Source organism: Leisingera sp. CC-HEC093 (assembly GCF_059429195.1).
This window is the reverse complement of the sequence record NZ_JCAIJR010000002.1, coordinates 82,665-105,245: the sequence shown is the minus strand read 5'-3', so window position 1 is coordinate 105,245 and position 22,581 is coordinate 82,665. Positions and strand designations below refer to the sequence as shown.

At 66.8% G+C, this 22,581-nt stretch carries 16 protein-coding genes; 11 read left to right on the top strand and 5 right to left on the bottom strand.

Going from position 1 to position 22,581, the window contains the following annotated elements:
* Nucleotides 1-222 precede the first annotated feature (222 nt).
* Entirely contained in the window at nucleotides 223-486 is a 264-nt protein-coding gene (locus AC5STB_RS20540) for a hypothetical protein (RefSeq protein ID WP_495444721.1), read from the bottom strand.
* On the opposite strand from AC5STB_RS20540, the gene AC5STB_RS20535 reads away from it, so the two are divergent.
* On the top strand, nucleotides 485-1,384 hold the full coding sequence (locus AC5STB_RS20535) for a glycosyltransferase family protein (RefSeq protein WP_495444720.1): 900 nt from the start codon (nucleotides 485-487) through the stop codon (nucleotides 1,382-1,384). The genes AC5STB_RS20540 and AC5STB_RS20535 overlap by 2 nt on opposite strands.
* A gap of 382 nt (nucleotides 1,385-1,766) precedes the next feature.
* On the opposite strand, the gene AC5STB_RS20530 is transcribed toward AC5STB_RS20535, so the two are convergent.
* On the bottom strand, nucleotides 1,767-2,435 hold the full coding sequence (locus tag AC5STB_RS20530) for a helix-turn-helix transcriptional regulator (protein WP_495444719.1): 669 nt from the start codon (nucleotides 2,433-2,435) through the stop codon (nucleotides 1,767-1,769).
* A gap of 764 nt (nucleotides 2,436-3,199) precedes the next feature.
* Between AC5STB_RS20530 and AC5STB_RS20525 the strand changes: the two genes are divergently transcribed.
* The 5 genes from AC5STB_RS20525 to AC5STB_RS20505 all read left to right on the top strand — a co-directional run bounded on the left by AC5STB_RS20525 (nucleotide 3,200) and on the right by AC5STB_RS20505 (nucleotide 11,052).
* Nucleotides 3,200-4,195 carry a helix-turn-helix transcriptional regulator gene (locus AC5STB_RS20525; protein WP_495444718.1) on the top strand — a complete coding sequence of 332 codons (996 nt, stop codon included), beginning with the start codon at nucleotides 3,200-3,202 and terminating at the stop codon, nucleotides 4,193-4,195.
* The gene (locus AC5STB_RS20520) at nucleotides 4,192-5,028 is read left to right on the top strand and encodes a hypothetical protein (protein ID WP_495444717.1); all 837 of its coding nucleotides are present in this window, start codon (nucleotides 4,192-4,194) and stop codon (nucleotides 5,026-5,028) included. The genes AC5STB_RS20525 and AC5STB_RS20520 overlap by 4 nt, the downstream gene beginning before the upstream one ends.
* A gap of 195 nt (nucleotides 5,029-5,223) precedes the next feature.
* Nucleotides 5,224-7,677 (top strand): calcium-binding protein, encoded by a 2,454-nt coding sequence (locus AC5STB_RS20515; RefSeq protein WP_495444716.1) that lies wholly within the window; start codon nucleotides 5,224-5,226, stop codon nucleotides 7,675-7,677.
* A gap of 154 nt (nucleotides 7,678-7,831) precedes the next feature.
* A complete protein-coding gene (locus tag AC5STB_RS20510; RefSeq protein ID WP_495444715.1) occupies nucleotides 7,832-9,631 on the top strand; it encodes a type I secretion system permease/ATPase in 1,800 nt (599 codons plus the stop codon).
* Entirely contained in the window at nucleotides 9,628-11,052 is a 1,425-nt protein-coding gene (locus AC5STB_RS20505; protein WP_495444714.1) for an HlyD family type I secretion periplasmic adaptor subunit, read from the top strand. Before AC5STB_RS20510 ends, AC5STB_RS20505 begins: the two co-directional genes overlap by 4 nt.
* A 297-nt stretch (nucleotides 11,053-11,349) precedes the next feature.
* Here AC5STB_RS20505 and AC5STB_RS20500 read toward each other — a convergent pair whose 3' ends face one another.
* Nucleotides 11,350-12,357: a replication initiator protein A gene (locus AC5STB_RS20500; protein ID WP_495444713.1), complete on the bottom strand. Its 1,008-nt coding sequence runs from the start codon at nucleotides 12,355-12,357 to the stop codon at nucleotides 11,350-11,352.
* Nucleotides 12,358-12,842: 485 nt separating this feature from the next.
* Between AC5STB_RS20500 and AC5STB_RS20495 the strand changes: the two genes are divergently transcribed.
* Entirely contained in the window at nucleotides 12,843-14,252 is a 1,410-nt protein-coding gene (locus AC5STB_RS20495; protein WP_495444712.1) for an AAA family ATPase, read from the top strand.
* 60 nt (nucleotides 14,253-14,312) lie between these two features.
* Nucleotides 14,313-15,491, top strand: coding sequence for a ParB/RepB/Spo0J family partition protein (locus AC5STB_RS20490; protein ID WP_495444711.1), 1,179 nt, complete (start codon nucleotides 14,313-14,315; stop codon nucleotides 15,489-15,491).
* Between the two features lie 155 nt (nucleotides 15,492-15,646).
* Here the strand turns inward: AC5STB_RS20490 and AC5STB_RS20485 are convergent, their stop codons facing one another.
* A complete protein-coding gene (locus tag AC5STB_RS20485; protein WP_495444710.1) occupies nucleotides 15,647-16,957 on the bottom strand; it encodes a UDP-glucose dehydrogenase family protein in 1,311 nt (436 codons plus the stop codon).
* A 245-nt stretch (nucleotides 16,958-17,202) separates the two neighbouring features.
* The gene (locus AC5STB_RS20480) at nucleotides 17,203-18,204 is read right to left on the bottom strand and encodes an NAD-dependent epimerase/dehydratase family protein (RefSeq protein ID WP_495444709.1); all 1,002 of its coding nucleotides are present in this window, start codon (nucleotides 18,202-18,204) and stop codon (nucleotides 17,203-17,205) included.
* Nucleotides 18,205-18,451: 247 nt separating this feature from the next.
* Here AC5STB_RS20480 and AC5STB_RS20475 point away from each other — a divergent pair, with 247 nt between their 5' ends.
* From AC5STB_RS20475 to AC5STB_RS20465, 3 genes are all read left to right on the top strand, one after another.
* Nucleotides 18,452-19,459, top strand: coding sequence for a glycosyltransferase (locus AC5STB_RS20475; RefSeq protein ID WP_495444764.1), 1,008 nt, complete (start codon nucleotides 18,452-18,454; stop codon nucleotides 19,457-19,459).
* A gap of 152 nt (nucleotides 19,460-19,611) precedes the next feature.
* On the top strand, nucleotides 19,612-20,295 hold the full coding sequence (locus AC5STB_RS20470) for a sugar transferase (RefSeq protein ID WP_495444708.1): 684 nt from the start codon (nucleotides 19,612-19,614) through the stop codon (nucleotides 20,293-20,295).
* A 106-nt stretch (nucleotides 20,296-20,401) separates the two neighbouring features.
* A complete protein-coding gene (locus AC5STB_RS20465) occupies nucleotides 20,402-22,546 on the top strand; it encodes a polysaccharide biosynthesis tyrosine autokinase (RefSeq protein ID WP_495444707.1) in 2,145 nt (714 codons plus the stop codon).
* Nucleotides 22,547-22,581 lie beyond the last annotated feature (35 nt).

Below are 22,581 nucleotides of genomic sequence, written 5' to 3'. Positions count from 1 at the left end.
GAGGCACGGAGGATAAAGATCTGGCCGGAGGCGCGGAAAACCAGGCTCTGATACAGCCAATACCGCCTGTTCCGGGTCACCGGCGGCGCAGACATGGGTTTCACCTGCACGCTATTGCAGCAGCCCGCGCCAAGTGCTGTGCCTGCCCTAGGCTGGCTTCCGGATTCCGGTCCAAACTAGCGGATCCAGCGGTGGCTGGTTGAAACATCAACTGCCCCCCGCTCAGCCGGCACGCCCCGCATGCCGCAGCACGACCGCTGAAGACGGCAGTACCAGCGCACCGCCGGAAGGATAATCTCTTTCGGGAAATGGCGGCCTTGAGAAAATGCCGGACACCCCGTTGAACGGCGAAGTGCGGGCGATGCTTGGCAATTCGGCCAACGCCATGAAAAGCCTCGTTGCAGTCTGCAAGGACACTCTGGGCTTGTGATACATGAGAATATCACTATGAGGTTCCGACATCGAATTTCTAAGAGCTGCACTCATGAAACTCTCCCTAAGCAAACGCAGGGCAACCGCTACCACCGGTCAGGGCTTCATTTTTGCCACCACCGGGACAGACTACACCGATCTTGCCCGCCGGACTGCGCGCACTCTGCGGCTGGCCATGCCCGACGCTCAAATTGATTTGTTCACGGATCAAGAGATTGAAGACACTGTCTTTGATAAAATTCATCCGATCAGGGAAGGCGGCCCGCGGCCGAAAATGCAGGCTTTGCAATCTTCGAGGTTCAAAAAAACAATATACCTCGACGCCGATATTGTTGTTTTGGAAGACCTCAGCGACGTGTTCGAACTGCTGGAGATCACCCCTATTGCAGCAGCTCTTGGCGTATCCCGTAACCGGGTTGAAATGAAGTCTTACCTCCAGACTATCCCTCACTGTTTTCCCGTTTTCAATTCGGGGGTCCTAGCGGTCCGGAAATGTGCGGAAACAGAGGCGCTGATCGAGGACTGGGACAAAAATTACCGCGCTTCAACGCTGTTAAAGGATCAGCCTGTCCTGAGAGGCACCCTGTACCAGCGCAAGCTCACGCCTATGGTGCTGCCGCCCGAATACAACCTGCTGAAAATGTCTATGCTCAAGACATGGGGCCCCAAAAGCGGGGGAGTGCGTTGCCTTCATGTCCGGGCCCTGCATGATGTATCTAACGCCATGACGGATGAGCCGGTCAGCCTGCACGAAGTGGTCGATGATGAGGTCTTCCAGAACCTGGTGGCGGCGCGGCAGGGGGATCACTCGCTCACTGGCGAAAGTCCTGTATACAGCCTTCCGGCGATACGCCCTCTCGTGAAACCCGACCGGAAAAAACGCAAGCAACGCAAGCGTGACTTGCTGGGCGCAGGCGCCGGACCGGCAACGAAGGCCGTGCCTGAGCAGTAAGATCAAACCGTTCGCGCGGTACAGGCGCCCGTTGCCGCCGCTCTGCCCCAAGACGGCCGGGGCCTGTTACGTCAGGACCCGCCTCGCAAAATACATGCCCTCCTTTTGCTGCGGTCATGGAATTCACCATGCATCGCCGCAGCCCGTTCAAAAGCCGCACCCGCCGGCCTTGAGACCTTTGGCGCCATCAGAAAGGCCTGGTCCGGGAACCGTGAAACCGGTGTGCAAAGGTTTTCAGGCAAACCTTCGGCGCACCGGCCGGATGCGGGCGGGCCCCGGCCCCGCCCCGCATCCGGCAAGCGGCGCCTCCGGCCTGCAAGGCCGGGACGCCTGTTGCATGCCCGCCGGGCGCCTGCTGCCGTCCTCCTGCCGCGGCCCGCGGTCAGTGGCGGCGCGGCTGCGGCGGCAGCTGATCAGAGGCCCAAAGCGCGGCCTGGGTGCGGTTCTTGGCACCGATCTTGCGGAAGCAGGTGCGCAGATGCACCTTCACCGTGGCTTCGCAGATGCCCAGTTCATTGGCGATGCTCTTGTTGGTGGCCCCTTCGGTCAGCTTCGCCAGGATCACCTGCTCGCGGTCCGACAGCCCGTGCCGCTGGCCCTGGCAGGCGGGTTCCGGCGCATCCGCCGCAGGCCGCAGCGCCCCGTTCACCGCCTCCGGCGCCTCCCCGTCCGCCCCTGCCGCCCCGGACAGCACGATGCGGTAGCCGTTGCGCACCACCTGCAGCGCGGCAATCAGCGCGCCGGCGGATTTGCGCTCCGGGATCACCGCCTCAGCATACTGGCTGAGCCGCGCCTGGGCGGCGTCGGGGCAGTCGTCGCCGGTGATCAGGATCAGCTGCGCCGCGCGGTTTCCGGCGCGGAAGGCCTGCAGCTCCTGCAGCAGCCCGTCCCCGGCGTCATGGCTGTAGAACAGGATCATATCCCGCGCCGGCAGCTGCGGCAGTTCTGCCAGGCTGCCGCAACAGCGCCCGGCCTCATAGTCATTTGCTTCACAGATGGTCAGAAACATGTCCCTGAGAAGCCTGCTTTCCCCCACAATGTGCACAGGCATCAAAAAACTCCTTTACTCGTAACATGCCGGATCTGCATCCGGCCCGTCCCCCTGGAGCGCGCTGTTATGGCGGCCCACCCCCGCAGGCCGCCTGTCTGGCAATGCGCCGCCGCACCCCGGAACACACTACACCTGCCTGCTGCCGCCTGGGCCCCGGCGGCCCCTGGGCGCCGCCGTTTCCGGATCGTGATAAATACAGAACACGCCCGGGAAAAACGTCCCGGGCCAGGCCGCGCACGCAGGCAGGAAACACTTCTGATGCGCATTGCTGTGGATAAACCGTAGCGAATCTATCCTTTATTGTTAAGAAACTTCCCCGCCCGGGGCAGCGCTTTTTGGCAGCCCCGCCCGCCCGCTGCCCCCGGGTTCGGCCTATCCGGCTGTTTTTGCACGCAATCCGGCCCAGGCATCTTACACCTTTGGCATTGTCCCCATTGGGGAAACGGTGCGTTTCCATGCGGGTTCCTGCAATTTTAAGACAACGTTATCTTTTCGAAAAACAACCCTAAGCTTCTTCGATTCGCCGCTTCCGCCCCCGGCGGCTACCCCCATGGTGGTATTTTCACCCGCCGCACCGGCCCCGGACCGCCTGCGGCCCGGCCTTTGGCGTACCCCCTCTGCCCGGTTTGACGCCGCCGGCATCGTGCTACCCTCAGGACATTCATTATGTCATGCCGGGGGGCAACATGGTTATGTTGAGTGCGTCCGTTTCGCAAACGGGCAGGTTGTTATTTTCAAAGTCTCTGCAAAGGCAAATCTCTTCTTTGACACAATTGGCGCTGGTGCAGCCGGGACACCGGAAGGCCCCGGTGCTGACCAGCGATGCGGCCTTGGGATCCGCTTGCACCGCCGCCGCGGCCGCGGCGCTGCGGCGCCAGCTGCAGCCCGGCGCCGCCAAGACGCTGCGCCCGTGCCGCCCCGGGGGGAAGGCGGCGCTGGCGCTGGCGGCCCAACTGCCGGAGCAGCTGGCAGCGGAGCTGGCCGCGGGCCGCGGCTGGGCGCTGTTTTCCTGCGGCTTCGAGGACGGCAGCGCGGACCTGATCGCGCTCAAGCTCGGCGGCGGCCCGCATGACGCCCATTGCGCCGACATCCTGCAGGCGATCTGGCCGGTGCTGCGCGAGGATTCCCTGCGCGAGCTGGCCGGCGAAACCCAGGCCGCGGTGACCAGCGCGCTGTTGTGGACCATCTCCGAAAAGACCGACAGCGCGGTGCTGGTGCTCGACGCCGAAGGCACCCTGCTGCATTGCAATGAATCGGGGCGCGACATGCTCGATGGCGGCGATCTGCTCAGCGGCAGCGGCGGCCGCCTCAGCTGCGCCCGCCCCGGCGACACCGCGGGCTTCTATGCCGCGGTGGCCGAATGCGCCCGCTCGCGCCGCGGCAGCAGCAGCCATGGCCCGCGCGAGCTGATCCTGTTCCTGGAGGACCGCAAAAGCGGCATGCGGCTGCCGGTGTCGCTGACCCGCTACCGCTGCGCCGGCGCCGGCCAGCCGCTGGTGGTGGCAATCCTGCCGCGCCAGCCCGGCCGCCGCCGCATCGAAATGCTGGCCCAGAAAATGGGGCTGTCGCCGGCCGAGGCGCGGGTGGCAGCGCTCATTCAGCTGGGGCTGACCAACCGTGAGGCGGCGCATATCGCCGGCCTCAAGGAGCAGACCTTCAACACCTATGCCAAGCGGGTGCTGGCCAAGCTGCAGGCCGGCGGCCGCGCCGAGATGGCGCAGCGGCTGACCTGGCAGGCCTCGCTGGGGAGAGCGTCATGAACAAGCTGACGCTCGACGCGCCGGTGCAGGGCCCGCCGGCGCCGGCCGGCAGCCCGCAGCCGGTCCAGACCGCCCAGACCGCCCAGGCCAAGCCGGACCCCCCCGCGCCGCAGCCGGCCCCCGGCCGCAGCGGCGCCGGACCGGGCAGGTCCGCAGGGCGCGCAGCACCGCCGGGCACCGCACAGGACGCCAAACTGGACGCCAAACTGGACGCCAAACAGGCTGCCGCCGCAGAGCCCTCCGCGGCAATGCCGCCGGCACAAGCGGCACAGGCGGCACAGGCGGCACAAACTGAACAGAGCGCACAAGCCGCACAAGCCGCGCAGGCGCCCGGCAAGCCGGATCAGCCGGTGCAGCCGCCGCGGCTGAGCGCCGCGGTGCTGGCGCAGATTGCCGCCGCCCTGCGCCAGGGGGTCCCGGACGGCGCGCCGCTGGCGGCGCAGGCCGATCTGGTGGCGCTGCACAAGCGCATCGCCGAGATGTTCACCACCCTTAACGAGGGGCTGGGCGCGCAAGCCGCGCAGAAGGCCGCCGCCGACCGCGCCGCGCTGAGCGCCCGCATCGACCAGCTGGATGAGGCGGTGAACCGGATGGAGGGGGCGCTCAGGATCGAATTGGAACCGGTGCTGAAAGCCGCTTTGGCCGAAACCCTGGCGGCGGCGGCGCCCAAGCCGCGGCGGCGCTGGCGCGGGCCTCTGGCGGCGCTGGCCCTGGCCGCGGCCGCAGCAGCGGCCGGAATGCACTGGCACGCGCCGCTGCAGGCGGGCGTGCAGGCCGCGGCGGCGGCACTGGCCGGCCTGACTGGCCTGACTGGCGGGACACCGCCCCTCTGAAGCTGCATTTTGTCCCCATTTGGGGGCATCGGCCGCGGCGCGGATGCGCTGCAATACAGCCTAGAAGGCACCACGGCGCCTTTTTTATGCCAGCCCGCCCGGGGGTGTTTCCCGGACAGCGGCCCTGGCAGGGGCACGGACCCGGGCAGCCGCCCGCTGCCCAGCCCCGTACCGTTAACGAGGAGGAAATTCACCATGGGTATCCAAGACCAGAACCCGGACTGGGAAGTCTGCAATCCCGACTGCGACATCCGCTTCAGCGATGACAAGCACGACCCGGATTACAACGACGGCACCACCGAGCGCGGCGGCACCGACGGCAATGTGATCGATCTCAACGACCACGACGCCGGCGACAACGCCAAGGCCGGGGCCGGCGATGACGCCGTCTACGGCAACGAGCGCAACAACCGGCTCGATGGCGAAGCCGGCCAAGATTACATCGAAGGCCAGGACGGCGACGACCTGATCGAAGGCGGCACCGGCAACGACTACCTGTTCGGCGGCAACGCTGACGGCAAGGGCCACTATGAAACCGTGATCACCGGCTATGAGACCCGGGTCGATCCGGAAACCTGGAAAGAGTACCAGGTGCCGATCTACGGCAAGGTCTATGTCGATGACGGCGACGACTGGATCGACGGCGAGGAAGGCTGCGACTACATCGACGGCGAGACCGGCAATGACACGCTGCTCGGCGGCGAGGAAAGCGACACCGTGTTCGGCGGCAAGGGCGACGACCACATCTTCGGCGACGATGCAGACGGCGACTACAGCTACGAGGACGGCGACCGCGGCGACTACCTCTATGGCGAGGACGGCAACGACTGCATGGACGGTGAAGGCGGCGACGACTGGATGTGGGGCGACGACGGCCAGCGCGACCTGAACGGCGCCGGCGACAGCGACCACTCCAACAACAACGACACCATGTACGGCCGCGACGGCGATGACCGCATGCACGGCCAGCAGGGCAACGACCGCATGGCCGGCGGCCTGGGCGACGACCTGGTGATCGGCGGCGTTGGCGATGACGAGATGTTCGGCGACGAACGCCAGTCGCAGAATGACGACCTCGACTTCGGCGCCGACAGCCCCACCGGCAACAAGACCGACGACGAGGACGGCGACGACTGCATGCTGGGCGGTGACGGCAACGACACCATGGACGGCCAGGGCGGCGACGACACCATGTTCGGCGAAGCCGATGACGACCTGATGCAGGGCGGCCGCGGCAACGACCTGATGGACGGCGGCTCCGGCGAGGACGACGTCAATGGCGGCGCCGGCAACGACACCATGCGCGGCGGCTCCAACAACGACGTGCTGGAAGGCGGCGCCCAGGGCGACCTGATCTTCGGCGACCATGGCAGCAACCTCGGCGCCGATGTCGACGGCTACGACATCGACTGGAGCTGCTGCGACGACGATGAGCAGTCCGCTTCGGCTGAAAACCATGCCCAGATGGAAGACGGGCTGAAAGAGGTCGACTGCCCGGATTGCTACACGCCGATCGACGAAGGCCCGGACGGCAATGACCGCATCCGCGGCGGCTCCGGCGACGACACCATGTTCGGCGAAGGCGGCAATGACATTATCGTCGGCGGCCGCGGCGACGACCTTGGCTTCGGCGGCTCCGGCAACGATAAGCTGATGGGCGGCGCCGGCGGCGACAAGCTGCACGGCAATGACGGCGACGACTGGGTGCTCGGCAATGCCGGCCACGACCGCCTCTACGGCGATGCCGGCAATGACACCATCAAGGGCGGCGCTGACAGCGACAAGGCCTTCGGCGGCACCGGCAACGATGTGGTCAAGGGCAACTCCGGCGATGACTTCCTCTATGGCGAGGACGGCAACGACGTGGTCAAAGGCGGCACCGGCAATGACGTGGCCTCCGGCGGCAACGGCGACGACACCGTCAAGGGCAACGCCGGCGACGACCTGCTGCACGGCAACGACGGCAAGGACAAGCTCTACGGCGGCTCCGGCGACGACGTGCTGAAAGGCGGCGAAGGCCATGACTACCTCAATGGCGGCAGGGGCAACGACTGCCTCTACGGCGAGAACGGCAACGACGACATGGACGGCGGCAAAGGCTCCGACTTCCTGGATGGCGGCGCCGGCAACGACTGGCTGCATGGCGGCGCGGGCGACTACAACGACTTCCTGAAAGGCGGCGAAGGCGATGACCACCTGACCGGCGGCGACGGCAAGGATGTCTTTATCATCGACCTGACCTGGGACGGCGCCACCTTCTCGTCCACCGACGGCACCGACAAGATCCTGGACTTCGACATCGACCAGGACCACGACGTGCTCTTGTTCCGTGTCACCAATGTCGGCGCAGGCCTCGGCACCTCGGCGCAGGACGCCTTCGGGGCGCTGGACGGCGGCGGCGCAACCGTCACCGACAACGGCACCGACACCCACATCTCGGCGGGCGGTGCCACGGTGAAGATCCTCGGCCTGACCGGCCGCGAGGCGCCGTTCTCCTCGCTGGGCCAGGACGCCATCCCGATCGGCGGTGTCGGCATCAACGCGGTGACCACTGGCGATGCGGGCTCTTACGAGGCGATCCGGGTGCTGGCATCCGATGACGGCTTCGATGACAGCTACGACAACATCTGGGGTCACACTGTCGTCTGAGCCTTAGGAACGGCGGGCCCGGGGGCAGCCCCGGGCCCGTCCAGCCCTGGTTCAGGACAGCGATTTGGTCCCCGGCCAAGGATTGCATCCTTGGACCAGGGCGCTGGTCTCCAGATTTCATAACTTCAATTCGTGCAGCCGGGGGGCTACGACAATGAAGGTAAGACGGGTATTTGACGGTCAACGGGGTGTGCTTGCCGCCATCTTCACAGCAAGCATCTTTGTGAACCTGCTCATCCTGACAGCGCCGCTCTACATGCTGCAATTGTTTGCCCGGGTCATGGCCTCGGGCAGCATTCCCACTTTGATTGCCCTGACCGCCGGCGCTGCGATTGCGCTGGTGTTCTTTTTTCTGTTCGACATGATCCGCCAGCGCCTGGTGGCGCGGCTCGGCTCGCGGCTCGAGGCGCGGCTCAGCCCCGCGGTGCTGGCGGGCATGATCGGCGGCCGCCTGCCGCCGGCCCTGGCCGGCGCCGAACCCATCCGCGACATTCAGGAGCTGCGCGGCTTTGTCACCAGCCCGCTGTTCCTGGCCATTCTGGACGCGCCCTGGTCGCTGCTGTTCCTGGCGCTGATCTTCCTGTTCAGCCCGGTCCTGGGAGGGGTGGCGCTGATCGGCCTTGTGCTGCTGTTCAGCCTCGGGCTGATCAGCGAAATGGCCGCCCGCCAGCCGATGGCGGAAGCCACCAAACAGGCCGCCGAGACCAATACCGCGGTGGCGGAAATGATGAACAACGCCAGCCTCATCCATGCCATGGGCAAGACCGGGCCGCTGATCGCCCGCTGGCAGGTCAAGGCGTTCTCGGCCCTGGTGTTCAACACATTGGCCACCGACCGGGTGGCGCTGATGACCTCGCTGGCCAAGGCGGTGCGCATGGGGCTGCAGATCGCGGTGCTGGGCGTCGGCGTGGTGCTGGTGATCAACAACCAGCTGTCGCCGGGGCTGATGATTGCCGCCTCGATCCTGCTGGGCCGCGCCGCGGCGCCGGTGGAACAGTCGATCGCCGGCTGGCGCGCCTTTCTCAAGGCGCGCAGCGCGCATGGGCGGCTGAACACCTTCCTTGCCCATCTCGACGAGGCGCCGGAGCGGCTGGCGCTGCCCGATCCCGACGGCCGCCTGGTGGTGGAAAACGCCACCGTGGTGCTGCCGGGGCGGCCGGAGCCGCTGCTGCTGGACATCAGCCTGGAGTTGAAGCCGGGCCAGTCGCTGGGGCTCATCGGCCCCTCCGGCGCCGGCAAGACCACGCTCGCCCATGCGCTGGCCGGGCTGCAGCCGCTGGTGCGCGGCCATATCCGCATCGACGACGCCGCGCTCACCGACTGGGACCCGGCGCAGATCGGCCGGCATATCGGCTTCCTGCCGCAGCGGGTCGAGCTGTTCCAGGGCACGGTGGCGGAAAACATCGCGCTGATGGACCCCGATGCCAAGCCCTCGGATGTGGTGGCGGCGGCCAAGCTGGCGCAGGTGCATGAGATGATCCTGGCGCTGCCCGGCGGCTACAACGCCGAAGTGGGCCCGCGCGGCGAGTTCCTGTCGGCCGGCCAGCGCCAGCGCATCGGCCTGGCGCGCGCCTTCTTCGGCGGCCGCAAGCTGATCATCCTGGATGAGCCCAACGCCAATCTCGACCCCGAGGGCGAAGAGGCGCTGGCCTGCGCCATCGAAGCCGCCTGCGCCCGCGGCGCCGCGGTGGTGGCGGTGACCCACCGGCTCAGCCTGTTGCGCCGGGTCAGCCATGCAGCACTGCTGCAGGAGGGCCGGATCATGCGCTTTGGCGAAGCCCGCCAGGTGATCGAGGCAGCCGCGCAGCCGATGGCAAGCAGCCCGGCCCGCCCGGGCGACCCCAAGATTGCCCCGTTCCGGCACCGCGGCCCGGAGGACCGCGGCCCGGACCAGGAGGCGGACAGCCCGGGCCATCAGGGGACAGCCCGCCGGACTGAAGGAGAACGCGCATGAGCCTGGTGGAACATGAGACCCGCAGCCCTGCGGACACCGGGCGCCAGTCCGGCCAGCCCGGCCAGGGCGGTTTCCGCGACCAGATGCCGGCCGCCCTCAGCCTGGACGTGCCGCTGCCCAAACACCCGCCGACCCGGGTCCGCCAGCTGGTGCTGTGGATGGTTGTCTGCGGCTTCGGCCTGTTCGGCGGGCTGGTGTTCTGGGCCACCCAGGCAGAGCTCACCAGCGCAGTGGTGGCGCCCGGCGAATTCAACGTGGCCGGCGACCGGCTGGCGGTGCAGCATCTCGAGGGCGGCATCCTGCGCGAGCTGACTGTCGCCGAGGGCGACCCGGTCAGCGAGGGCCAGGTGATCGCCCGGCTCGACGGCAGCCGGGTGCAGGCGCAGATGGGCATCCTGAACGGCCAGCTGGCCAGCCTTCTGGCGCAGCGGGCCCGGCTCACGGCAGAACTGAAGGAGCGGGACAGCCTGCAGCCCGGCGAAGAGCTGGAGCAGCTCATTGCCCAGGCGCCTGAGCTGGAGCAGCTGGCGGCAGTGCAGCGCGACCTGCTCAGCTCCAACCGGGCGCTGTACCGGGGCCAGATGGAGATCATCAGCGGCCGCATCACCCAGCTGAACGATCAGCTCAAAGGCCGCGACGCCCGCATCCGGGCCACCGAGGAGCAGCTGGCCCTGGTGCAGGAGGAGCTGGCGGACCTGGCCGGGCTGTTTGAAAAGGGGCTGGTGCCGAAGACCCGCATCAGCCAGCGGCAGATGCAGCAGAGCGGTCTTCTGGGCACCCTCGGCGCGATGGAAAGCGACCGCGGCAATGTGCTGGAGCAGATCGGCGAAATGAAAGAGCGGCGGCTGCAGGCCGGCCGCGACCGGGCCGCCCGGCTTGCCGCCGAAAGCCAGTCCGTGCAGGAGCAGATCCTGGACCTGCGCCAGCGGCTGAACGCCACAAGGGACGTGCAGGACCGCCAGACCATCCGCGCGCCGCAGAGCGGCCGGGTGGTCGGGCTCAGCATCAACACCCTGGGCCAGGTGGTGGACGCCGGCCAGACCATCCTTGAGCTGATGCCCGCGGATGCCGGGCTGCTGGTGGAAACCCGGGTGGCGGTGGCTGATATCGACGAGGTTGCCGAGGGCAGCCAGGCGCGGGTGCAGCTGACCGCCTACAGCTTCCGCTCCACCCCGCCGGTCAAGGGCGAAGTGGTGATGGTGGCCGCGGGCAGCAGCCTCGACGCAGCCACCGGCCAGCCCTTTTACCCGGTGCACATCCGCATCGATGAGGCCGAGCTGGCAGCGCTGCCCAATGTGAAGGCACTGCCCGGCATGCCGGCCCAGGCGATGATCGAGACCGGCCGCCAGACCCTGGCCGACTATCTGATCAGCCCGGTGCTCTCCAGCATGTCGCAGGCTCTGAAGGAAGGCAGCGGCTAGGGGGAGCCGCCGCACGAAAGGCAGCGGCCCCGGGGGGAGGACCGCCGCCTGCCAGGCCCGCGCCCGCCGCAAGGCAGGGGCGGGCCTGTTAGTCCGGTCAGTCCGGGTCCGGCCCCGCGCCCCGCAGCCCCCTGCCCCGCTGCCGAAAAAAAGGTCCGATCCGGACCAAATGTTTCGCGCGCGAAACATTTGGTCACACATGCTGACCTATATTGGACGGCGCTTTCCGCAGGTATCAGAGTCTAAAAAGGGCTTTCCCTGGAAAGCCCTGCTGCACAGACGATGGCGCAGCGGCCCCTATTCCGCGGCGCGTTTGCGGACCCAGCCCAGAAAGGCCGCATCGGGTGCCCGCAGCCGCGGGCTGCCGGAGCGCAGCCACATGGCGCGCCACTCCGCCTCCAGCGCATAGGCGTCTGCGCCGGGGATCAGGGCGCGCGCCTCTTCCAGCGTCTGCGGCTTCAGGCTGGGCGCATTGAGCACCGCCTCGGTCACAGCCGCCTTCTGGGAAAACCGGATCAGGTCGCCCTCCAGCTCCTCCAGCGCGTAATCGGGCAAGGGCTGCGCGTCGATCATGTCGCGGATCATCTTGCGGAACACCCGGCGCGGGCTGGCGGAGCCGGATTTCTTCAGCAAGGTCTCCACCGAGACCTGCCAGCTGTTCTGCCGCCCGCAATGCTTGCGCGCCAGTTCGTAGATCCGCCGCTCCAGCGGTTTCCTGAGACGGAAGTAATCGCGCGACAGCGTCAGCACCGATTTCGACAAGACCGCGCGGTACAGCCAGTCGCTGAGCGTCACCGCCACGCTGACCATCTTACCGCCGCGGGCCTTGCGCACGATCTCCCATTTCTCGATCAGGCCGAAGCCGGTGGTCACCTCCTGGCCCCCGGTGACGATATTGGTGGTGATGCGGGTGCCCGCCAGCCGCTCGAACGCCTCGCGCAGGCGGCGGTAGGCATCGCCGGAGGTTTCGCGGTTGCAGGCGACCAAGAGGTCATGCGCCTTCAGGTGCAGGGTGCGGCTCACCTGGCGGCCGGCATTCAGCGCCGCCATCAGCTGGCTGATGCAGAAGATCAGGATGTCCTTGTCGTGGATTGTCGCCAGCCCCTTCACGGAGGGCGTCACGGTGATCTCGGCGCCGTTGTGCTGGTAGTTCAGAATGCGCCGGTCCGGCCGTGTGCCAAGCGAGAACAGCGGATGCTCCATCGACGCCAGATCGTTTTTCGGGATCGCCCCGAAGATATCGCAGAGGAAGAAATCCCCCTGCCCCTCTGGCGGAATCGCTCCCGCCGTCAGCTCTGCTGCCATCTGCCTGTCCGCCGTCTGCTCAGCCGTCCGCCGGATTCTTCTGCCCGGTCCCGCGACTCGTTTTATCGTGGTTTTGATTACACTCACCCTAAGGTTATCCACAGCCGGCGGCAACGGGGGTTCGGAATCGCTTTGCCGGGGTTTCGGAGTCATTCCATCGGGGTTTCAGAGTCGCGCCCGCGGCAAAATCCGCCCCCATCGCCAAGGAAAAAAGGGCTTTGCGCACATACCCTTTGCCCTGTAACTAATAAATAACTCATAATTAACTTGGCAGATTTTTTTGCCGGCCCTGAAACAGCCCTGTTTCACCCCCTCCCAACCCTTGGATTTGCTTAGAAAAAGCAGGAGGCATGCGCATTATGCTTCCATGTGCGGTGTTTTTGCGTATTCTGTCAGAAAGGCAGCACATCAGGCGGCCAAGCAGAACAGCAGCAGCAATTCACACGGGCAGGGCCGGACGGCCCAAGGACAGCAGGCAGATCCTCATGGCGCGAGATATCCACAAGGCAGGCAGCAGCCTCCCCCCCTATTTCAGCATCGACCCGGACGCCGCATTGTCGGAACTGGACGCCCCCGCCAGCACCGCGGGCTTTGCCAAGATTGCCGCCGCCTGCGCACAAGGGCGGGCCGACCTCGCCAGCCGGGGCATGAACGAGGACGGCCGCAAGGAGCTGCGCCTGTTCTCCACCTGGGAGATCACCCGCTACCTGATCCCGGTCGCCCAGGCCCATTTCCGCCGGGTGCTGAAGGCCAACCCCGATCTGCCCCAGGGCCGCAGTGAGACCGAGGGCGGCGCCAAGTGGTTCACCCTGGATGAGGTGCTGCGCCTGCGCGCCTTCTTTGCCGCGCAAGGGTCCAAGGCCAAGGACTACACCCCCTACCGCCCCGAAGGCCTGCCCGCCAAGATGGTGGCGGTCGCCAACTTCAAGGGCGGCGTCGGCAAGACGTCGACCGCGGCGCACCTGGCAATGTCGGCCGCGCTTGACGGCTACAGGGTGCTGGTCATCGATCTGGATTCCCAAGGGTCCATGACCTCGATCTTCGGCGGCCGCGTTGAGGACGAATGGCAGACCGCCTTCCCGCTCCTGGCGCGCCACTACGGCGAGCATCTGCGCACTGAAAACCAGCGCCGGCTCGACCGCGGCGATGCCCCGCAGCCGCTGGACGAAGCCCTTGATGCGGCGATGGAGATGACCGCGGCGGATGTGATCCAAGAAACCCACTGGCCCAACATCGACCTCATCGGCGCCCAGCTGAACCTCTACTGGGCGGAGTTTCAGATCCCGGTCTGGCGGATGGCGGCGCGGTCCTGGAAGCTGTGGGATGCGCTGACAGAGCGGCTGGAGGCCGACGGGGTGCTGGACCAGTACGATGTGATCTTCATCGATACCCCCCCTGCCCTCGGCTATCTGACGATCAACGGGCTGTCAGCGGCGGACATCCTTCTGGTGCCGATGGGGGCGTCGTTCCTGGAGTTCGATTCCACCGGCCGTTTCTTTGACATGCTGCATTCGACCTTCGCCTCCATCGAGGAGGGCGAGAACCTGGCCGCCCGGGCGCTTGGCCGCCCCGGCCTCTCTTTCGAATGGGACGCGGTGCGCGCCGTCATCACCCGCTACGACAGCGCCCAGCAGGGCGAGCTGGCGGCCCTCATGCAGGCCTATATGGGGCGGGTGCTTTCCCCCCACAAACAGGATTTCACCGCGCTGATCGGCCAGGCCGGCGAGCAGGTGAGCGGCATCTACGAGGCCGACTACCGCGACTTCAACCGCGAGACCTATGCCCGCGGGCGGGAAACCTTCGACGAGACTTACGCCGCCTTCAAGAAGCTGCTGATCGGCGTCTGGCGGCGCGAGGTGTTGCAGCAAGAGGCGGAACAGCGCGCGGCCGGCTAAGGCGCGGGCAAGATATCCGGGGTAGTCTGGCTGCCCCAACCGGAAAGAGGCACGAGGAACATGGCAAAACGCAAACGGCTCTCCCCGGCGCAGACGGGCTACCTGACAGCCGCCCCCGCCGGCAAACCCGCGCTTGGCACCCCCTCCAGTGTCGGCGCCGCGCCGATTGCCCAGGTGGCCTCCGACGCCTCCGCCCAGGCGGCGCTGCAGGAGCTGTCGGGGGTGCTGGAAAACGCCCGCGCCAAGGGGCTGATGATCGAGGAGCTGCCGCTGGCGGCGATCGACGAAAACCACCTGGTGCGCGACCGCATCGAGCAGGACGAGGAAGAGCTGCAGTCGCTGATGGACTCGATCCGCGCCCGCGGCCAGCAGACCCCGGCCGAAGTGGTGCCGCTGGAGGATGCCTTTGGCGGGCGCACCCACGGGCTGATCTCCGGCTGGCGCCGCCTGACCGCCCTTCGCAGGCTCTATGAAGAAACATCAGACCCGAAATTCGCCACCCTCAAGGCGCTGGTGATCAAGCCGGACAGCGCCGAGGCCTCTTACGTGGCGATGGTCGAGGAAAACGAGATCCGGGTGAACCTGTCGCATTACGAGCGCGCCCGGATCGCGGTGCGGGCCTATAAGGAGGGCGTCTTCACCCGCCGCAAATACGCGCTGCAGGCGCTGTTCGGCAACGCGACCCGCGCCAAACGCTCCAAGATCGGCAGCTTTGTCACCCTGGTCGAGGCGCTGGATGCGGTGCTGTTCTACCCCACCGCGATCAGCGAGAAGCTGGGCCTGGCATTGGTGCGCGCGATCGAGGCGGATGAGGGGTTCGCCGAGCGCGCCACCGCTGCGCTGCAGGCCGCTGACCGCAGCACAGTGGAGGCAGAGCTGGCGGTGCTGGCCCGTCTGGTGGAGGCGCCGTCTGAAAAAAAGCCCAAGTTAGAGCCTGATTTTCCCCCGCCCCCGCCGTCCCTTGCAAAGGTGGCAGCCGAAAACGGCACCCTGCCCCCTGCCCCGCCGTTGCCTGCGCCGCCCAAACTGCCCCCGGTTCCGCCGCTGGTCAGCGCCCCGCGGGTGCGCGGCACAGGCGACTGGGACGCTGCCATGCCGGGCGAGCGGATCTCCCTGCCCGCGCCCCGCCGCGGCGTGCAGCTGGCCTATACCCCCAGCGAGCAGAAGATCGAAATCAGCGGCGAGGCCGTCAGCGCCGCCCTGGTCAAAGAGCTGCAGGCCTGGCTGAAAAAGCTCTGATCAGAGCCTGAAGGAACAAAAAAGGGCGCGGTGACCGCGCCCTTTTTTGTGCTTGTTAGAGCCTGATATTAGGTCAGCCTGTCTGACCAAATGTTTCGCGCGCGAAACATTTGGTCCGGTCCGGACCTATTTCGCGGCCTGCTTGGGGAAGGCGCTCAGGCGCCCCGCCCCACGGCCGTATAGGTCTCAAACCCGGCCTGTTTGGCGGTGTCGGGCGAATAGACGTTGCGCAGGTCCGCCATCCGCGGCTGCGCCATGCCCTCGGCCAGCTTGCGCAGATCCAGGGCGCGGAATTCGTTCCACTCGGTCAGCAGCACGATCAGGTCGGCATCCTGTGCCGCCTCATAGGGGTCCTCCAGCCAGGCGGCGCCGGGCAGCAGCGCCTCGCCTTCGGCGCGGCCCTGCGGGTCCACCACCCGCACCTTGGCGCCGCCGCCGATCAGCGCGGGCACGATGGTCAGGCTGGGCGCGTCGCGCATGTCATCGGTGTTGGGCTTGAAGGTGACCCCAAGCACCGCCACGGTGCGGCCGTTGAAGGAGCCGCCGCAGGCATCGCGCAGCTTCTCGACCATCCGCGCCTTCACCTCGTTGTTCACCTGCATCACGGTTTCGGTGATCCGCATCGGAAAGGCATGGTCCTGGCCGATCCGCGCCAGCGCCGCGGTGTCCTTGGGAAAGCAGGAGCCGCCGTAGCCGGGGCCTGCGTGCAGGAACTTGTTGCCGATGCGGCCGTCAAAGCCGATGCCGCGGGACACTTCCTTGACGTCGGCGCCGACCCGCTCGCACAGGCCCGCGATCTCGTTGATGAAGGTGATCTTGGCGGCAAGAAAGGCATTGGCCGCGTATTTGATCATCTCTGCCGATTCCAGGTCGGTGGACAGGATCGGGAAGTCGCGCAGATACAGCGGGCGGTAGATCTCCGACATCACCTCTGCAGCGCGCTCGGTCTGGATGCCGACCACCACCCGGTCGGGTTTCATGAAATCCTCGATCGCGGCGCCTTCGCGCAGGAACTCCGGGTTGGAGGCGACGTCGAAATCGGCGTTCGGGTTGGCCTTGGCGATCACCGCCTGCACCTTGCGGTTGGTGCCCACCGGCACGGTGGATTTGGTCACCACCACCGCATAACCGGTCAGCGCCCCGGCGATCTCCTCTGCCGCCGCCATCACATAGGTGAGGTCGGCATGGCCGTCGCCGCGCCGGGTCGGGGTGCCGACCGCGATGAACACCGCGTCAGCGCCGTCCACCGCCGCCGCCAGATCGGCGGTGAAGCTGAGCCGCCCGGCTTTCACGTTCTTTTCCATCAGCTGGTCGAGGCCGGGCTCGTAGATCGGCACCTCGCCGTTGTTCAGCCGGGTGATCTTGCTTTCGTCCTTGTCGACGCAGATCACGTCATGGCCGAAATCCGAAAAACAGACGCCGGATACCAGTCCGACATAGCCGGTGCCAATCATCGCAATACGCATGGGATGCCCTTTTTCCGTTCCTTTTCCACCAGGCCTTGCGCCTCAGGTGGTGGTTGTTCAGAGAGAGACATATACGCAGCCGGGCGGGCCGGAAACCGGAATTTTGACACCGCTGCCCGCGGCACAGAGATAGGTCCGGTTCGGACCAAATGTTTCGCGCGCGAAACATTTGGTCAACCATGCTGACCTATTAATGCCGTCCCTGATCGTGGCCTGAGCGGGCCCGGACCAGGCCCCGACGGGGCTCAGAGGCGGTAATACTCCCGGTACCAGGCGGCAAACCGGGCCACGCCCTCGGCGACGCCGACCTGCGGCTGATAGCCGGTGAGATCGGTCAGCAGGCGGGTGTCGGCCCAGGTGGCAGGCACATCGCCGGCCTGCATCTCCATCATGTTCTTCTGCGCCGGGCACCCCAGCGCCGTCTCCAGCGCGGCGATGTACTCCATCAGCGGGGTCGGTTTGCTGGCGCCGATATTGACCACCCGGAACGGCGCCACCGGGCTGAGGCTGTCTTGCTCCGAGACCGGCTCTGCCCCCGGCACCGCGCCGATCAGGCCGGTGATGCCGCTGACCAGATCGTCGATATAGGTGAAGTCGCGGCTCATCCGGCCGTGGTTGTAGACGTCGATGGGCTCTCCCGCCAGCATTGCCTTGGTGAATTTGAACAGCGCCATGTCGGGCCGCCCCCAGGGGCCGTAGACGGTGAAGAAGCGGAACATGGTGACGGGCAGCGCATAAAGATGGGCATAGGAATGCGCCATCGACTCATTGGCCTTCTTGGTGGCGGCATAAAAGGACATCTGGTGATCGGCCTGCTGGCGTTCCCCGAACGGCATCTCGGTGCTGGCGCCGTAGGCTGAGGAGGTCGAGGCCATCAGCAGGTGCTGCGGCGGATAGGCGCGGGCCGCTTCCAGCAGCTCGAAGGTGCCGATCAGGTTGGCCTCCAGATAGTCGCGCGGCGCGTCGATCGAATGGCGCACCCCGGCCTGGGCGGCCAGGTGGATCACCGCATCCGGCCGGTGGGTTTCAAACAGTTGCATCAGCAGGCCGGGGTCCTCCAGCTTGCCGATGACCGGGGTGAAGCCCGGGGTCTGCGCCAGCATGCCGTGGCGGCGTTCTTTCAGCGCCACGTCGTAATAGGGCGACAGGCAGTCCAGCCCGATGACCCGCCAGCCTGCCGCCAGCAGCCGCGCTGCCAGGTGATATCCGATGAAGCCGGCCGAGCCGGTGATGAGAGCTGTCTGCATGCCCTTTAGGTGGCGGCTTCCAGCCGCCCTGTCAAACCCTTTGCCGCGGCTATGGATTTGACAGGGGCCGGGATTTATGAGCTTTCGGAGCCGCGCAGGCCGCATCAGATTCCATCAGACAGGCAAGGAGCCCCGGGTGAACACAGCACAGGCAATCGGCACCGCTGCGGCGGACCGGGCGGGCACCGGGACTGGACGCGGGGCCGGACAGGACGCTGGGCAGGGAACCGGGCAGGGCGCGGGCCGTCTGGTGGCGGTGGTGGTGACCCACAACCGGCTGGACAAGCTCAAGGCGACGCTGGCGCGGCTGCTGGCCAGCCCCGCGGACGAGCTGGCGGCGGTGGTGGTGGCCGACAACGCCTCCTCCGACGGCACCGGGCAATGGCTGGCAGCGCAAACCGATCCGCGGCTCGACATCCGCACCAGCGCCGAGAACCGCGGCGGCGCCGGCGGGTTCGAGATGGGCATGCGCCGGGCAATGGAACACCATGCGCCGGACTGGCTGGTGGTGATGGATGACGACGGGCGGCCGGCGCCGGGCGGGCTGGCGGCCTTCCGCGCGCTGGCGATGCACCGGCAGGCGGACCGGGAAACGGAGGGCGGCTGGGATGCGGTGGCGGCGGCGGTCTATTTCCCCGACGGCCGCATCTGCGAGATGAACCGCCCCTCGCGCAACCCGTTCTGGCACGCCCGCGCGTTCCTGCGCACCCTGTTCGGGGGCGGCCGCTCCGGCTTTCATGTGCAGCCTGCGGACTACGAGGGGCCGGGGATGCAGATCGATGTCACCTCCTTTGTCGGCTTCTTTATCTCTGCCGCCGCGGTGCGGCGCGCCGGCTATCCGGACCCGCAGCTGTTCATCTATGGCGATGACGGGCTTTATACCCTGGGGCTGAGCAAGGCGGGCGGCCGCATCGGCTTTGAGCCTTCGGTGCGCTTTGAGCATGACCTGTCGACCTTCCAGGCCGGGGGCGCAGACCCGCAAAAGACGGATGCGGCGCAGCGCGGCCGCTTTGTGCCGCTGTGGAAGGCCTATTACTACCACCGCAACCTGCTGCTCTTGTACCGGATGGCGGCGGGCTGGCTGTTCTGGCCGGTGCTTTTGGTGATCGTGCCGAAATGGCTGATGAAGGCGCGCCAGCATCCGGGCGCGCGCCGCATCTTCCTGCGGCTGCTGGCCCATGCGCTGCGCGACGGGATCCTGCGCCGCACCGCGGTGCGCCATGCGCGGGTGCTGGAGCTGAGCGGCGAAGGCTGACAGCGAAGGCCGGGCAGGGGGTGCCATTTTTCTGCCGCAAAGCTGTGGAAAGTATCATTAAAATTCAATTAAAACTGGATGTGCCACGATGCATTCCGCACGTATAAAGTGTGACCCCTTGCTGAAGCGCCTTGCCGTTCAAGGGGGGTGCGATGCATGATTTTGCCCTCACCGCCTTTGCCGTCAATGCCGCCGCCAGCCGCCCCGCGGGCCGGATGCGTTCCGGCTTTTATGGCCGGGCGGGCAAGCGGCTGTTCGATCTTGGCCTGGCGCTGCTGCTGCTGCCCCTCCTGGCGCCGGTCATCCTGATCCTGTGGGGCATCGTGCGCCTGGATGGCGGCCCGGGGTTTTTCGGCCATGTCCGGGCGGGGCGGGGCGGCAAGCAGTTCACCTGCTGGAAGCTGCGCAGCATGGTTGCGGACGCCGAAGCGCAGCTGCAGGCGCATCTGGACGCCAGCCCCGCAGCCGCCGCGGAATGGGACCGCGGCCGCAAGCTGGCCAATGATCCGCGCATCAGCCGGTTGGGCCGTTTCCTGCGCAAGACCAGCCTGGATGAGCTGCCGCAGATCTGGAACGTGCTGACCGGCGAGATGAGCTTTGTCGGCCCGCGCCCCGTCGTCGCCAAGGAGCTGGAGAAATACGGCTCCAGCACCGCCGCCTATCTGGCCCAGACGCCGGGCATCACCGGGCTGTGGCAGGTCTCGGGCCGCAATGATGTCAGCTATGATGAACGGGTGGCGCTGGATACCGCCTATCTGGCCCGGCGCAGCTTCTTCGGCGACCTTGGGATTATCCTGCGGACCGGCGCCGCCGTCCTGCGCAGGACCGGCTGCTGAGCCGCCGCCGCCGGGCTGCAGGACTTTCTTCTGAAGGCGGCCCCGTGTATGCGGAATATGATGCGTCCGGCAGGCGCGCTTCATGAACGACGGTAATCGGGTAGCCATGCAACAAACGCCTTTGAATGAAGCTTCTTTTCCGGTCCAGCGCCCGGCGCCCGCGGACGCGCAGGATGACGATGTCATTGATCTGGGCGCCCTGGCCGCCACCCTGTGGCGCGGCAAGTGGATCATGGCGCTGGCAACCCTGGCGGCCATTTTCATCGGCGGGGTCTATGCCTTTTTCATCGCGGTGCCGGTTTATACCTCCAGCGCCGTGGTGATGCTGGAAACCAAGCAGCAAAGGGTGGTTGATCTGCAAAGCGTCGCCAGCGGGCTGACGGGCGATTACGCCGAGGTCAATTCAGAGCTGGAGGTGCTGCGCTCGCGCGGGCTGATGAGCAAGGTGGTGGACAAGCTCAGCCTGATGGAGGATCCGGAATTCAACGGCGCATTGGCCGAACCCTCCGCCCTGGGAACGCTGGTCTGGACGGTGAAGTCGGGGGTCAAGTCGCTGCTGGGGCTGCAGCGACCGCCCGTGGAACTGCCTGAGGACCTGGTGCAGCAGCTGATCCGGGACAGGGTCGTGTCCGCCCTGCAGAGCAGGGTATTTGTGCGCAGCGTGCCGCAGACACTGGTGTTCGAGGTGATGGTGGAGACGCAATCCCCCCGCAAATCGGCGCTGATCGCCGATACCATCGTGGAGCTTTACATTCTCAATCAGATCGAGGTGAAATTCGAGGCCACCGAACAGGCGACAACCTGGCTGACCGGCCGGGTGGCGGAGCTGCAGGCGGAGCTCGAAGCCGCCGAGGCCAAGGCAAATGCGTTTAACGCCGCCACCGCGCTGGTCTCGCCGGAAGCCCTGCAGGCGCAGGAGGTGCAGCTGAAGGATCTGCGCGAGCGCATTGCGCAGGCCAGGACCGCGGCAGCGGCTGCGCAGGCCCGTTATGACGGGCTGCGCGGCGCGGGCACCCGGGCGGCGCAGGCGGAGATCAGCCAGGACCGCCGGTTGCAGCGGCTGCTGGATCAGGCCGGCACCGCCGCGGGCGGGGCCGCCTTTGACACCGCCTTTCAGCGGCTGCTGGCCCGGGCGGCGCTGGAGGCCCGCCGCGCCGCGCAGCAGGTGCAGACACTGGTGCAGTCGGAAGCGGACCTGGGCGCGCAGACCGCTCAGCAGAGCGCCGATCTGATCACCCTGCAGCAGCTCAGCCGGGAGGCGGAAGCGGTGCGGCTGCTCTATGAGTATTTCCTTGCCCGCCTGAAGGAGACCTCTGTCCAGGAGGGCATCCAGAAGGCCGACAGCCGCCTCTTGTCGCGGGCGGTGATCCCGCGGGCGGCTGCGGCGCCCCGGAGATCCCTGGTCCTTGCCATGAGCGGCATGCTGGGGCTGTTGCTGGGCGGCGGCGCCGTGCTGCTGATGGAGGCGCGGCGGCAGGGGGTCCGCTCTGCCCGGGAGCTGGAGCGCAAGACCGGCTGCAGCGTGCTGGGCCAGATCCCGCTGTTTCCGGCCAGCGGCCGCCGCAGGGTGCTGGAGTACCTGGCCGAAAACCCGTCTTCGGCAACGGCGGAAGCGGTGCGCAACCTGCGCACCTCGCTGATGCTGTCCAATGTCGACCAGCCGCCGCAGGTGGTGGTGATGACCTCCTCGCTGCCGGGGGAGGGCAAGACCACCAATGCGCTGGCGCTGGCGCAGAATTTCACCGGCATCGGCAAGAAGGTGCTGCTGGTCGAGGGCGACATCCGGCGGCGGACCCTGACCGGCCAGCTGAGCCAGGTGCCGCCGCAGGGCATTGTCTCTGTCCTGGCAGGAGAGATCCCGGCAGAGGACGCCATCTTCCGGGAGCCGCTGTTGGGCTGCGACATCCTGGCGGGGGAACAGACCTCGGCCAATGCCGCCGACCTGTTTGCCTCGGAGCGGTTCCGGGAGCTTCTGGACGCGATGCGGCAGCGGTATGACGTGATCCTGATCGACACCCCGCCGGTGCTGGCCGTGTCGGACGCGCGGCTGATCGCCCGCAATGCGGATGCGGTGCTGCTGGCGGTGAAATGGGACGGCACCGCCGGGCAGGATCTGGCGGAAACCCTGCGGCTGTTCAGGACCGACAACCAGCGCCTGACCGGGATGATCCTGAGCCAGATCAACACCCGCAAGATGAAGCAGTACGGTTACAGCTACAGCAACTACGGCTCGAAATACTACGTCAGCTGAGGCACCGGGCCCGGCCGGCCCGCTGCACACGAAAA

What these genes read in the sequence shown, in the direction of transcription:
- AC5STB_RS20535 (WP_495444720.1), top strand. Translation starts at nt 485, where the DNA reads ATGAAACTCTCCCTAAGCAAACGCAGGGCAACCGCTACCACCGGTCAG.
- AC5STB_RS20540 (WP_495444721.1), bottom strand. Translation starts at nt 486, where the DNA reads ATGAGTGCAGCTCTTAGAAATTCGATGTCGGAACCTCATAGTGATATT.
- AC5STB_RS20530 (WP_495444719.1), bottom strand. Translation starts at nt 2,435, where the DNA reads ATGCCTGTGCACATTGTGGGGGAAAGCAGGCTTCTCAGGGACATGTTT.
- AC5STB_RS20520 (WP_495444717.1), top strand. Translation starts at nt 4,192, where the DNA reads ATGAACAAGCTGACGCTCGACGCGCCGGTGCAGGGCCCGCCGGCGCCG.
- AC5STB_RS20515 (WP_495444716.1), top strand. Translation starts at nt 5,224, where the DNA reads ATGGGTATCCAAGACCAGAACCCGGACTGGGAAGTCTGCAATCCCGAC.
- AC5STB_RS20510 (WP_495444715.1), top strand. Translation starts at nt 7,832, where the DNA reads ATGAAGGTAAGACGGGTATTTGACGGTCAACGGGGTGTGCTTGCCGCC.
- AC5STB_RS20505 (WP_495444714.1), top strand. Translation starts at nt 9,628, where the DNA reads ATGAGCCTGGTGGAACATGAGACCCGCAGCCCTGCGGACACCGGGCGC.
- AC5STB_RS20500 (WP_495444713.1), bottom strand. Translation starts at nt 12,357, where the DNA reads ATGGCAGCAGAGCTGACGGCGGGAGCGATTCCGCCAGAGGGGCAGGGG.
- AC5STB_RS20495 (WP_495444712.1), top strand. Translation starts at nt 12,843, where the DNA reads ATGGCGCGAGATATCCACAAGGCAGGCAGCAGCCTCCCCCCCTATTTC.
- AC5STB_RS20490 (WP_495444711.1), top strand. Translation starts at nt 14,313, where the DNA reads ATGGCAAAACGCAAACGGCTCTCCCCGGCGCAGACGGGCTACCTGACA.
- AC5STB_RS20485 (WP_495444710.1), bottom strand. Translation starts at nt 16,957, where the DNA reads ATGCGTATTGCGATGATTGGCACCGGCTATGTCGGACTGGTATCCGGC.
- AC5STB_RS20480 (WP_495444709.1), bottom strand. Translation starts at nt 18,204, where the DNA reads ATGCAGACAGCTCTCATCACCGGCTCGGCCGGCTTCATCGGATATCAC.
- AC5STB_RS20470 (WP_495444708.1), top strand. Translation starts at nt 19,612, where the DNA reads ATGCATGATTTTGCCCTCACCGCCTTTGCCGTCAATGCCGCCGCCAGC.
- AC5STB_RS20465 (WP_495444707.1), top strand. Translation starts at nt 20,402, where the DNA reads ATGCAACAAACGCCTTTGAATGAAGCTTCTTTTCCGGTCCAGCGCCCG.